This is a genomic window from Streptomyces sp. NBC_00038 (genome assembly GCF_026343635.1).
Lineage (GTDB): Bacteria > Actinomycetota > Actinomycetes > Streptomycetales > Streptomycetaceae > Streptomyces.
Genome location: NZ_JAPELQ010000001.1, coordinates 1,468,546 through 1,481,334 on the forward strand (window position 1 = coordinate 1,468,546; position 12,789 = coordinate 1,481,334).

9 protein-coding genes are annotated in these 12,789 nt (G+C 72.8%); 8 read left to right on the forward strand and 1 reads right to left on the reverse strand.

All coding sequences use genetic code 11. The features are described from left to right. Positions 1–44: 44 nt before the first annotated feature. Positions 45–1,502, forward strand: a complete 1,458-nt coding sequence (locus OG219_RS06870; protein ID WP_266823919.1) for an aldehyde dehydrogenase — start codon at positions 45–47, stop codon at positions 1,500–1,502. Then, positions 1,499–3,940, forward strand: coding sequence for an N-methyl-L-tryptophan oxidase (gene solA / locus OG219_RS06875; RefSeq protein WP_266823920.1), 2,442 nt, complete (start codon positions 1,499–1,501; stop codon positions 3,938–3,940). The genes OG219_RS06870 and solA overlap by 4 nt, the downstream gene beginning before the upstream one ends. Positions 3,941–3,972: 32 nt before the next feature. Here solA and OG219_RS06880 read toward each other — a convergent pair whose 3' ends face one another. Continuing rightward, a complete protein-coding gene (locus OG219_RS06880; RefSeq protein ID WP_266823922.1) occupies positions 3,973–4,677 on the reverse strand; it encodes a GntR family transcriptional regulator in 705 nt (234 codons plus the stop codon). A 148-nt stretch (positions 4,678–4,825) separates the two neighbouring features. Here OG219_RS06880 and OG219_RS06885 point away from each other — a divergent pair, with 148 nt between their 5' ends. From OG219_RS06885 to OG219_RS06910, 6 genes are read left to right on the forward strand one after another with little or no spacing between them, the layout of a single operon-like run. Further along, complete coding sequence (locus tag OG219_RS06885; RefSeq protein ID WP_266823924.1) at positions 4,826–5,479, forward strand: cyclase family protein; 654 nt, start codon at positions 4,826–4,828, stop codon at positions 5,477–5,479. Further along, the gene (locus OG219_RS06890; protein ID WP_266823926.1) at positions 5,476–7,029 is read left to right on the forward strand and encodes a gamma-glutamyltransferase; all 1,554 of its coding nucleotides are present in this window, start codon (positions 5,476–5,478) and stop codon (positions 7,027–7,029) included. Before OG219_RS06885 ends, OG219_RS06890 begins: the two co-directional genes overlap by 4 nt. Further along, positions 7,026–8,972, forward strand: coding sequence for a primary-amine oxidase (locus tag OG219_RS06895; protein ID WP_266823928.1), 1,947 nt, complete (start codon positions 7,026–7,028; stop codon positions 8,970–8,972). The genes OG219_RS06890 and OG219_RS06895 overlap by 4 nt, the downstream gene beginning before the upstream one ends. 34 nt (positions 8,973–9,006) lie before the next feature. Then, a complete protein-coding gene (locus OG219_RS06900; RefSeq protein WP_266823930.1) occupies positions 9,007–10,359 on the forward strand; it encodes an aromatic ring-hydroxylating dioxygenase subunit alpha in 1,353 nt (450 codons plus the stop codon). Between the two features lie 5 nt (positions 10,360–10,364). Beyond that, positions 10,365–11,801 carry a glutamine synthetase family protein gene (locus OG219_RS06905; protein ID WP_266823932.1) on the forward strand — a complete coding sequence of 479 codons (1,437 nt, stop codon included), beginning with the start codon at positions 10,365–10,367 and terminating at the stop codon, positions 11,799–11,801. A 16-nt stretch (positions 11,802–11,817) separates the two neighbouring features. Continuing rightward, complete coding sequence (locus tag OG219_RS06910) at positions 11,818–12,783, forward strand: PDR/VanB family oxidoreductase (protein ID WP_266823934.1); 966 nt, start codon at positions 11,818–11,820, stop codon at positions 12,781–12,783. The last annotated feature ends 6 nt before the right edge of the window (positions 12,784–12,789 follow it).

The following is a 12,789-nucleotide window of genomic DNA, read 5'->3' on the forward strand; positions in this document are numbered from 1 at the left end:
ACTCCCCGGCGCAGGGCGGCGATCCGACCCAGAAGGAGAACATCTTGGACCCCAGCATCACGCTCCCCGACCTGCCGGACTGCGAGCCCATGCTCATCGGCGGCGAGTGGACCACGGGCAGCGCGCGGGAGCGCATCCCGGTGCTCGACCCCGCCACCCGGAAGCAGCTCACCACCATCGCCCAGGCCGGACCCCAGGAGGTGTCCGCGGCGGTCGCCGCCGCCACCGCCGCGCATCGCGACCGCCGCTGGCGCGGGCTGCCGCCCCGGCAGCGCCGTGACGTGCTACTGCGCCTCGCCGACCTGGTGGAGCGTGACGCCGAGCAGCTGGCGGTCCTGGACACGCTGGACAACGGCAAGGCCATCGAGCGGGCGCGCGGCGATGTGGAGCTGGGCCTGCAGGCCATCCGCCATTTCGCCGCCACCCCGACCCGGCTGACGGGCACCGTGCACGCCACCGCCGCGGACCGGCACGTGTACAGCGTGCGTGAGCCGGTCGGCGTGGTCGCCGCCGTCCTGCCGTGGAACTTCCCCTTCATGATCGCGGCGTGGAAGGTCGCCCCCGCCCTGGCCGCCGGCTGCACGGTCGTGGTCAAGCCGGCCGAGCAGACCCCGCTCACCGCTCTGCGGCTGGCCGCGCTCTGCCTTGAGGCCGGCGTGCCCGAGGGGGTGGTCAACGTCGTGACCGGTGACGGGCGTACGGGTGCGGAGCTGGTCGCGCATCCCGATGTCGCCAAGGTGTCCTTCACCGGGTCCACCGAGGTCGGGCGGCTGATCATGGCCGCGGCGGCTCCCTCGGTGAAGCGGCTCACCCTCGAACTGGGCGGCAAGTCGCCCAACATCGTTTTCGCGGACGCCGATCTGGACGCGGTGGTCCCGGCCGCGGTACGCGCGGTGTTCGGGCACTCCGGGCAGATGTGCACGGCGGGGAGCAGGCTGCTGGTGGAGCGCACGGTCGTGAAGGAGCTGCTCGACCGGCTGGTTCCCGCGGTGGAGGCGCTGCGGATCGGCCCGGGTCTCGAGGGCGGCATCAACATCGGTCCGCTGGTGTCCCAGGAGCAGTACGACCGGGTCACCGGCTATGTCGAACTGGGCCGCGCCGAGGGCGCCGAGGTGGCCGTCGGCGGCGACCCACTCCCCGGTCCCGGCTGGTTCGTGCGGCCGACGGTGTTCACCGGGGTCGCCCCCGACATGCGGATCGCCCGGGAGGAGATCTTCGGCCCGGTCGCCACGGTCATCCCCTTCGACAGCGAGGAGGAGGCGATCGCGCTGGCCAACGACACCGAGTACGGGCTCGCCGCCGGTGTGTGGACCGGCAGTCTGGCGCGCGCCCACCGCATCGCAGCCGCGCTGGAGGCCGGGACCGTATGGGTGAACACCTACAACGAGTTCGACCCCGCCGTGGCCTTCGGCGGGATGAAGCAGTCAGGCCTCGGCAGGGACCTCGGCGACGCCGCCGTCGACGGGTTCACCGAGCTCAAGAGCATCACCATCGCCCTGTGAGCGCCCCCGTGACGACCCGGACCCCCTCCTCGCACCCGGCGCCAGCGCCCCTTCCGGCGGCCCGCCCGTTGGACGTCGCGGCCGAACGCACCCGCACGCCGGGCTCCTTCACCGGCCACCACTTCAACGCCGCCGGCGCGGCCCTGCTCGCCACCGGCACGGTCGAGGCGGTCATCGACCACCTCAGGGCGGAGAGCCTGTCCGGGGGCTACGAGGCCGCCCAGCACGCCGCTCCCGCCCTGGCCGCCGTCTACGCGCGTGTCGCCGAACTCCTCGGCGCACGGCCGGAGGAGGTCGCCCTCGTCGAGAGCGCGACGGCAGGCTGGCAGCGAGCGGTGTCGGCGCTGCGGCTCCGCCCCGGGGACCGGGTGCTGGCCGCCCGCTCCAGCTATGTCAGCAGCGCACTGCACCTGCTGTCGGCCGAACGCGACCACGGTGTACGGGTCGAGCTGCTGCCCAACGGCCCGGACGGCGCGGTGGATCTGGAGGCCCTGGAGACGGCGCTGCGCACCGGTCCCGCCGCCCTGGTGACCGCGGCCCATGTGCCCACCTCCTCCGGTCTCGTCGAACCGGCCGCCGGAATCGGTGCGTTGACCCAGGTCCACGGAGTGCCCTTCCTGCTGGACGCGACGCAGTCGCTCGGTCAGCTGCCGGTCGACATGGGCGCCCTCGGCTGCGACCTGCTCGTCGGGACCGGCCGCAAGTTCCTGCGCGCTCCGCGCGGCACCGGGGTGCTCGCCGTCCGCCGTCCCCTCCTGGACCGGCTCGCCCCCGAGGCTCCCGATGTCCGGGGTGCCCGGTGGCTCGCCGAACGCAGCTGGGAACTGGTGCCGGACGCCAAGCGGTTCGAGCTGTGGGAGGCCGCGCACGCCCTGCGCCTCGGCCTGGGTGCCGCGCTGGCCGATCTGAGCGCCCTGGGCGTCGACACCGTCGCCCGGCACCTGGCGACGGTCGCCGGGGCACTCCGGGAACGCCTCGCCGCGCTGCCGGGTGTCCACGTCACCGACCCGCCGGCCGCGGGAGGCGCCATCGTCACCTTCGTGGTCGACGGGCTCGACCCCACCGACGTGCAGCGCGAACTCGCCCGCCGCCGGGTCCATTTGATCGCCGTACCGGCGGCACACGGTCGCTGGGACATGGACCCCCGGGGCCTGACCAAGGTGGTACGGGCCTCGGTGCACGTCTACAACGACGACGCGGACCTGGACGCGCTGGTGGAGGCGGTGCACGAGATCAGCCGTGCGCACGGCGGCACGGCCTCGCAGGGCAGCCCTTCCGCCACCGGTTCCGCAACGGCGTCTCCCGCCACCGCGCCCCGTTCGGGGCGCCCCGAATCCCGGCTCCGTGACGCGATCGTGGTCGGACTCGGCGTGCACGGCGGTGCCACCTTGCACCGACTGGCGGCGCGCGGACTCGACGTCCTGGGCCTGGAGCAGTACGCCCTGGGCCACGACCTGGGCTCCTCTCACGGGGCAACCCGGATGATCCGGCGCGCCTATCCGCACCCCGACTGGGACGGTCTGGTGGACACCGCGTACCAGGCCTGGGAGGAACTGGAGAAGGCCGCGAGGACCCAACTGGTCGACATCACCGGGGGGTTGTACGCGGCGCCGCTGGACCGCCCCGATCCGCTGCGCGGCCCCGGCTGCCGGCAGGTCGGTCCGGAGGAGGCGGCACGGATCTTCCCGGGGCTGCGGCTGCCCGCCGGGTTCGGTGCGGTGCACGATCCGCGGGCCGGGATCATCGACGTACAGGAGACCCTGCGGGCCCAACTCGCCCTGGCCGAACGGTCAGGAGCCGCCGTCCTGGACGGCACCCAGGTCATCGGCTGGGAGCCCGACGGCGACCAGGTCGTGGTGCGCACCGCCGACAGTGTGCTGCGTACCCGGCGTCTGGTGCTGTGCACAGGACCCTGGACGGCGACCCAAGTCCCGTCGCTGGCCCCGCATCTGACGGTCACTCGTATCGTCAACGCCTACTTCGCGGCCGACGCTGCGGGTCCGCTGGGCAGGGCCGGTCTGGGCAGCTTCTCGGTGGATCTGCCCCAAGGGCTGCTGTACGGCTTCCCGGCAGCCGACGGCCGCGGCCTCAAGGCGGGCCTGGACGGCGGCCCGGACTGGGATCCGGACGCGGCCCGCCCGCCCGCGACGGGGGCCGAACTCGCCCTGCTCACCGAGGCGGTGGCACAGGTGCTGCCCGGCGCCGGTCCGGTGACCGAGAGCCTGACCTGTCTCTACACGATGACGGCCGACCGGCGTTTCGTGGTCGGCGAGGTACCGGGCGTGCCCCAGGTGTTGGTGGCGTCGGCCTGCTCGGGACACGGTTTCAAGTTCGGTCCCGCGCTCGGCGAGGCGCTGGCCGATCTCGTGTGCGGGACCGCTCGCCCGGACCTGGACTTCCTGTCCCCGGCCCGGCTGTTTCCCGGGAGCGCCCGGTGAAGGACACCGCCGGGGGGGCACCCGGAATCCACTCAGCCGTGGAAGACGGTCTGGGAGCGGCGCTCGTACCAGGCCGTCAGATGCTCCCCGGCGTTGATGACGTGCTCGCGCATGACCTCCTGGGCGCGGTCGGCGTCGTGGGCGGTCAACGCGTCGATGAGCGCCTCGTGTTCACGGATGTTCAGCTGGCGGTGGCGCTCGTCGCCGGCGAGGGCGAGCGAGGACACGTTGCGCGGGAAGGTCTCGTTGATCCGGTCGATCATCCGGCTGAGCCAGGGGTTGTCGGCCGCCTCGCAGACGACCGTGTGGAAGCAGTCGTTGGCGGCCGTGGTGGCGGGGCTGCCGCCGGCTGTCTGCTCACCGGCGGCCCGCTCGGCGGCCTCGCGCAGGACGGCGTTGTGCTCGCGCAGCGCGGTGAGCTGACGCTCCGTCATGCGGGATGCGGCACGCCGGGCCGCCAGTGCCTCCAGCTCGGCGCGCACCTCGTAGGCCTGGCGCACCTCCCACGGAGCGGGCACCCGGACCACCGCGCCGCGATTGGGCTGCATCTCGATCAGCCCGCCGTTCTGCAGCTGACGCAGCGCCTCGCGCACCGGGGTGCGGCTGACCCCGAACTCGGTGGCCAGCGCCGCCTGGCGCAGCGGTTTGCCGATCGCCAGCTCGCCGTTCATGATCCGCGCGCGGATTCGGGCCGCGATGTCGTCGACGAGGGGGCCGTCGTCAGTCTGGGGCGTCATCGGAGTCGGTCAAGCCCTTCTCGGGGTCGGTCGGCGGGTGCGCGGTGGTGGAGCAGTTTGCCACGCGGCCGCCGGCATCCTCAGCCGTTCAATAGCCGTTCAATTTTGGATCCACTTCCATGATATCCGCATCCAATGGGAGCAATGCATGACTCTTGACTTCGCCAAGGCCATCGACGTGTCGGTCCCGATCCACCCCGGCATGCTGCACTGGGGCCGCCGCCCCGAGGTGGAGATCGTCGAGTCCCGCACCGCGGGCGATCCCTCCAACGTGAGCCGCTGGCGCATCGGCGCCCACACGGGCACCCACATCGACGCCCCCGCCCACTTCATCGACGGCGGGAAGACGGTCGACCGGCTCGACCTTTCCGCGCTCAACGGCACCGCACGGGTGCTTGACCTCACCCATGTGAAGGAGCAGATCACCGCAGCCGACCTCGACGCGGCCGGTCTCGGCGACGAGGAGCGGGTGCTGCTGCGCACCAGCAACTCCGAGGGCGTACTCCGCAGTCCGTGGAAGGCCCGGCAGTGGGTCGGGCTGGCCCCGGACGGCGCTGAACGCCTCATCGAGGCCGGGGTGCGCACCGCCGGCATCGACTACCTGAGCATAGAGGCAGTGGCCTACACCACCCACTGGGAGACCCACCAACTGCTGTGCGGCGCGGACGTGTTGATCCTTGAAGTGGTCGACCTGCTGCACACACCGGCCGGGGTGTACGACATGCTCTCCCTCCCCCTGCCGCTGCAGGGCGCCGAGGCCGCCCCCTCGCGCACCGTGCTCCTGCCGAGGGACGAGGCGTGACCACCCGCTCCGGGCTGATCGTGGCCGCACCGCACCCGGCGGCGCTGACGGCCGCCCGGCAGGCGGCGCGGCGGGGCGGCAACGCGGTGGACGCGGCACTGGCGGCGGCCGCCGCACTCACCGTCGTCTACCCCCACCAGTGCTCCCTGGGCGGCGATCTGATCGCCCTCGTCCACTCCCCCGACGGGGGCGTGCGGGCGGTGCTGTCGGCCGGGGCCGCCGCACAGGACGTGGACGTCGAGGCGCTGCGCGCGGCTGACGGACGGATGCCCGCGCAGGGCGCGCAGACAGTGACCGTGCCGGGCGTGGTGGCGGGCTGGACCGCGCTCGCCGGGGCGTACGGCACACCGGGCGCCCTGGCCGCGGCACTGCGGGACGCCGCCGCACTGGCGGACGACGGTGCCACCGTCTCGGCGGGTCTGGCGCGCGCCGTGCGCGAGCGGGCCTCGCGGATCGGCGAGGATCCCGGGCTCGACGCGCTGCTGACCGGCCCCGGCGGGGCGCCGCTCGACGAGGGTGATCCCTTCCCGCAACCGCGCCTGGCCACCGTACTGCGAGCACTCGCGGACGATCCGTCGTCCTTCTACCGGGGAGCGGTCGCCGAGGCGCTGGTGGACGGGCTGCGCCGGGCCGGCAGTCCGCTGACCGCGAGCGACCTGGCGGCCCACCGCGCGGAGAGCGTCGAGGCGTTGGTGCTCGACGTGGCCGGTACCCGTTGGTGGGCCACGCCCCCGCCGAGCCAGGGCGCGAGCCTGCTGGCCGTACTGGAGGCCGCGAACGCCGCCGCGAAGCTCCCCGACCCGGAGCGGACCGGTGTTCTGGTGGCCCGCTGCCAGGACGCCTCGGCGGCCCGTGACCTGCTGCTGGGCGATCCCCGCGGCGGCACGCCCGACCTGGACGGGCTTCTCCACCCGGCTCCGCTCGCGGGTGCGCTGCCGCCGAAGCCGCCGTTCCGGCCGGCCGGGGACACCGTCGCGATCACCGCCGTGGACTCGACCGGGCTGGCCGTCTCCCTGATCCAGAGCGTCTACCAGACCTTCGGCTCCGGCATCTGCGATCCGGGCACGGGCATCGTGCTGCACAACCGGGGTTCGGCGTTCAGCCTGCTGCCCGGCCATCCGGCCCTCATCGGGCCGGGGCTGCGGCCCCCGCACACGCTCTGCCCCGTCCTCGGCCGGTCCGCCGGCCTGCTCCTTGCCGCCGGCTGCCAGGGCGGCCGGGCCCAGCCGCAGATCCTCGCCCAGACCGTGCCCGACCTGATGGATCCCGACGCCGACCCGGCCGCCGTCCTCGACCGCCCGCGCTGGGTGACCGGCGCCCGCGACATCGGCCACGAGACGGGGACCCTGCTGGCCGAGCCCGGGTCAGTGCCGGCCGCCACGACCGCGTTCCCGTCGGCGGTGCCGGTCGTGATCGCGCCCGGCCGCACCGATCTGGCCGGTCACACCCAGGCCGTACGGCTGACCGCCGACGGCCGCCTCGACGGTGCCGCCGATCCGCGCGCCGACGGCGGAACCGAGCTCCATCTCCTGGAAGGAAACACCCTGTGAGCACCCTCGCCCCCGAACCCGTACCCGCCGAGGCACCACACCCGCTGGACCCTCTCACCACCGCCGAACTGGCCACCGCGGCAAAGGTGTTGCGGGCCGACGCCCGGGTCACCGAGGACGCGCGCTTCTGGGGCGTGACCCTCGACGAGGACCACGCCCGCGTCGCCGCCCCCGGCGAGGCCCGGCGCGCCCGTGCGGTCGTGATCTGCCCCTCTGCGCGCATCGCCTACGAGGTCGGCCTCGAACTCGGCGACAAGGCGCGGAGCACCACTTGGTTCGAGCTCGACGTGCGCAGTCCGGGCTGTTCCTCCGAGGAGGCCCGGCAGGCCGCGGCCGCCTGCCGGGCGGACCCGCGCTTCCGGGAGGCCCTCGCCCTGCGCGGCATCCACGACGTGTCGCTGGTGATGGTTGACCCGGAGTCGATCGGCGGTTTCGAACCGCCCGAGTACGCCGGCCGCAGGCTGACCTGGGGCAGCGTCTGGCACCGCACCTCCGAGAACGACAACGGATACGCCCGCCCGGTGCAGGGCGTGGTGCCGATCATCGACATGGAGACCATGGAGATCCTGCACATCGAGGACCACGGCGTGGTCCCGCTGTCGGAGGAGTCCGGGGTGTTCGCCGCGGGAGTGGTGCCCGAGCGGGCGGGCCTGAAGCCGCTGGAGGTCGTCCAGCCGCAAGGGCCGAGCTTCACCGTCACCGGTCAGCGGATCGACTGGCAGGGCTGGTCGGTGCGGGTCGGCTTCAGCCACCGCGAAGGCCTCGTACTGCACGACCTGACCTTCGACGCGGCCGGGAAGGGCCCGCGCCAGGTGATCCGGCGTGCCGCCGTCAACGAGATGTACGTCCCCTACTTCGACACCGCCTCCACGCAGTACCGCAAGAACTTCTTCGACTGGGGCGAGTACGGCGCGGGCCCGCTCACCAACTCCCTTGCCCTCGGCTGCGACTGTCTGGGCGTCATCCAGTACTTCGACGCCGCGGTGCTCGGCGGCGACGGCGTCCCCCGGCTCATCCCGAACGCCGTCTGCGTGCACGAGGAGGACGACGGCATCCTGTGGAAGCACCACGACGGCCGCACCGGCCGCACCGAGGTACGCCGCTCCCGCCGCCTGATCATCTCGGCGTTCGCCACGGTCGCCAACTACGACTACGGCTTCTACTGGTCGCTGTACCAGGACGGTTCGGTGATGCTGGAGATCAAGATGACCGGCATCCTCTCCGCCACCGGTGTGGTCGAGGGCGAGGAGACTCCGTACGCACGGCGGGTCGCCCCGAACGTCGCGGTCACCAACCACCAGCACTTCTTCAGCGTCCGCCTCGACATGGCGGTGGACGGCCCCCGCAACCGGCTCGTCGAGGTCACCGCCGAGCACGAGACCGACCCTGAGCTCGACCCGTACGGCAACGCCGCCCGGACCGTGCTGCGTCCGATCCTCAGCGAGGCGGAGGGCGGCCGGCGCACCGATCCGTCGCGCGCGCTGCACTGGCGCGTGGAGAGCACCGAGGCGCGCAACCGGATGGGGGAACCGACCGCCTACCGGGTGCACTTGGAGAACACGGCGGTGCTGCCGGTGCGCGAGGACAGCGTGTGCGCCCGCCGAGCCCCGTTCGTGGGGCGGCAGTTGTGGGCGACCGCCTACGACCCGGACCGGCGGTTCGTCGCCGGGGAGTACCCCAACCAGGCCGAGCCGGGCGCGGACGGTGTGCACAAGTGGCAGGAGGAGAACCGGTCGTTGGACGGCACGGACCTGGTGCTGTGGGCCACGGTCGGCTCGCACCACTTCCCGCGTCCCGAGGAGTGGCCGGTGATGCCGGTGGCCAGGGCACGGCTGCGACTTGAGCCCGACGGGTTCTTCGACCGCAATCCGGCGCTGGACGTGCCGGCACCGGTCTCCTGCCATGCGCCGGGGCCCGCGGAGCCGGACCACTGCTGCGGCTGAACACCGGATCCTCCCAGCGACAGAAAGGCATCCCATGCGCGAGGAAGAGAACGTACGGCTCACCCGGACCGGGCCCGGCACCCCGGCCGGCGACTGGATGCGCCGCTACTGGCAGCCCATCGCCCTGACCGAGGAACTGGACGGCGTACGGCCCCTGGTGGCGCCCAAGGTCATGGGCCAGGACCTGGTCCTGTTCCGCGACGACAGCGGTGAACTCGGGCTGGTCGACCGCGGCTGCCCGCATCGCGGCGCCGATCTGGCGCTCGGCCGGCTGGAGGACGGCGGGCTGCGCTGCTGCTTCCACGGCTGGCTCTTCGGCCGCGACGGCTCCTGCCTGGACACGCCCGCCGAGCCCCTGGGCAGCCCGCTCAAGTCCCGTGTCCGGCTGGGCAGTTACCCGGTGCGTGAGATCAACGGCATCATCTGGGGCTACCTCGGTCCCGGCGAACCTCCCGAACTGCCCGCCCTGGACTGCTTCCGGGCGCCCGCCGACCACGCCTTCGCCTGGAAGGGCCTCCTCGAGTGCAACTGGCTCCAGGCCCTGGAGGTCGGTATCGACCCTGCGCACGCCTCCTACCTCCACCGGTTCTTCCAGGACGAGGACCCCGAGGACAGTTACGGCAAGCAGTTCCGCGCCGCCTCGCAGGGCACCGACCTGCCGATGACGAAGATTCTGCGCGAGTACGGCCGGCCCGACATCGACGCCGTCCGCACCCCGTACGGCATCCGCATCACCGCCCTGCGCACCCTCGACGGCACCGACACCCAGGGCCGGCCGATGGACGGCAGCCGCACCCATGTCCGCATCACCCACCAGGTGTTCCCGCACGCCTTCCACATCCCGCTCGACGCGGAGACGGCGATCACCCAGTGGCACGTACCGATCGACGACACCTCCTGCTACTGGTACGCGCTGTTCACCAGCGTCGGCGGTCCGGTGGACCAGGAGGAGATGCGCCGCCAGCGGGTGGGCGCGGTCACCCTGCCCGACTACCGGCCGCGTTTCGGCCGCGCGAACAACTACGGCTACGACCCGGCGGAACAGCGGACGACCACGTACACCGGTCTCGGCACCGACATCAACGTGCACGACCAGTGGGCGGTGGAGGGGCAGGGCGCGATCCAGGACCGCACCCGCGAACACCTGGGCCGCTCCGACAAGGTCATCGTGATGTACCGCCGGATGCTCGGCGAGGCCGTCTCCGCCGTCGAACGCGGCGAAGACCCGCCTCTGGTGCAGCCCCCAGAGCAGGCCGGGCGGATCCAGGGTCCGGTCACCCTCGACGGCATCGGCCCCACCGACGGCTGGCAGGAGCACTGGACGACCGTCACCGCCAAACAGCGCGCTGAAAGCAGTTGGGCGCACCCGCTGGGAACGGACGGCTGAACGGCATGGGATTCGTCGAACGCCATGGCCTGTGGAGCGCCGAACAGACCGCTGCGGCGGGCGAGATACTCGCTCGCGCCGAGTCCGGCGGAATGACGGTGGTACGGGTGGTCTTCGCCGATCAGCACGGTCTGCTGCGCGGCAAGACCGTCACCGTCGGCGAACTGCCCAACGTGCTGCGCGAGGGCACCGGCATCGCCTCGTCGCTCCTCGCCAAGGACACCTCCGGGCGGACGGTGTTCCCGCTGTTCACCAAGGAGACGCCGCTCGGACTTCCCGAACTGCGCGGCGCCGCCGACATGGTGATGGTGCCCGACCCGCTCACCTTCCGGATGCTGCCGTGGTCGCCGGGGACGGGCTGGCTGCTGTGCGACCTGCGCTTCACCTCCGGAGGGCCGGTCCCGCTGTGCACCCGCGGGCTGCTGCGCTCGGTCCTCCACCAGGCAGACGGGCTGACCTACCGCACCGGTCTGGAGGTGGAGTTCCACCTCTTCCGGCTCGACGACCCCCGCCTGGGTCCCGGAGATCTCGGCCAGCCCGGCGCCGCGCCCGAGGTCGGCATGCTCAATCACGGCTACCAGTACCTCAGCGAGCTGCGGTACGACGAACTCGACCCCATTCTCGACGTCCTGCGCTCGAACATCGAGGGCCTGGGGCTGCCGCTGCGCAGCATGGAGGTCGAATTCGGTCCGAGCCAGGTCGAGTTGACGCTTCAGCCGGCTGACGGGCTGGGCACGGCCGACGCGATGGTGCTGCTGCGCAGCGCCGTCAAGCAGGTCGCCGCCCGCCACGGCCACCACGCCACCTTCATGTGCCGCCCCCATCTGCCCGGGGTCTTCTCCAGCGGCTGGCATCTGCACCAGAGCGTGCTGCGGGACGGCGTCGCGCTCTTCGCCCCCGAGGACCCGGGCAGTTCGGAGTCGGGCCCGCCGCTGTCGCCGTACGGGACCGCCTTCCTGGGCGGGCTGCTCCGGCACGCGCGGGCCACGAGCGCGTTCTCCACGCCGACCCTCAACGGCTTCAAGCGGTTCCGCTCGATGTCGCTGGCCCCGGACCGCGCGGTGTGGGGGCGCGACAACCGCGGGGCGATGGTGCGCGTGGTCGGTGACGGTCCGTCAGCGACACGGCTGGAGAACCGGATCGGGGAGCCAGCCGCCAATCCGTACCTCTATCTCGCCTCCCAACTCGCCGCCGGGCTCGACGGTGTGGCCGGCGATCTCGACCCCGGCCCGGCGGCCGACGAGCCGTACGCCACCCGGGCCGAACCGTTGCCGCGTTCGCTGGGCGAGGCCCTCGACGCGCTGGAGGCGGACCAGGCGCTGGCGGACCGGCTCGGCAAGGACTTCGTGGCGTACTACGCGAGCATCAAGCGTGCCGAGCTCGCCCGCTTCGGCCAGGAGGTCACCGACTGGGAGCAGCGGGAGTACTTCCGTGTCTTCTGACACCTACGGAGGGCCCATGACGGCGTCGGCCACTCATCGTCTGCTGGTCCGGCAGGCCCGCTGGGTCGCCCAGGACGTGTTGGAACTGCGGCTGACGCGGCCCCGCGGCGGCGCCCTGCCGCCCTGGGAGCCCGGTGCCCATGTGGAGCTGACCCTGCCCTCGGGGCTGCGGCGGGCCTACTCGCTGTGCGGAGAAACGGCGGACAACGAGGCGTGGACGGTCGCCGTGCATCGGGTGCCCGAAGGGCGCGGCGGGTCGCGGGAGATCCACGAAACCGCGCTCGTGGGGCGGGAGTTGGAGGTCACCGGGCCGGTCAATCGCTTCCCCCTGATCCCCGCGGCGGGCTATCTGCTGCTGGCAGGCGGCATCGGCGTCACGCCGCTGCTGCCGATGGCCCGGGAGCTCACCGCCCGCGGCCTGCCCTGGCGGTTGGTCCTGGGCGCCCGTGACCGGTCACGTCTGGCGTACGCGGAGGAGTTGGCGGCGCTGGGCGGGGACCGGGTGCTGCTCGTGCCACAGGACGAGGCAGGTCTGCCGGACCTGGCGGCCGAGATCTCGGCCGCCCCGCCGGCTCACGCCGTCTACGCGTGCGGCCCGCAGCCGATGCTCGACGCGGTGACGGCCCTGTGCCGCACGTTCGGCCCGCCCCGGACCCCGCACCTTGAACGCTTCACCGCCGCCTCCGGGCCACCGGATCAACTCGGCGCGCAGAGCGGTGAGTTCGAGGTGGTGCTCAGCCGTTCGGGACTACGGATGACAGTGCCCGCCGACCGCTCCGTGCTGGAGGTCGTCCGGGAGAAACTGCCGGACGTGCCCTACTCCTGCGAGGAGGGCTACTGCGGCAGCTGCGAGACGCCGGTGGCTGCCGGACGGGTCGACCACCGCGACACGGTGATCGACCCGTCCGAACGCCCCACCGCCACCACCATGATGATCTGCGTGAGCCGGTCGGCCTCGCCGGTGCTGACGCTCGATCTATAGCTTCCC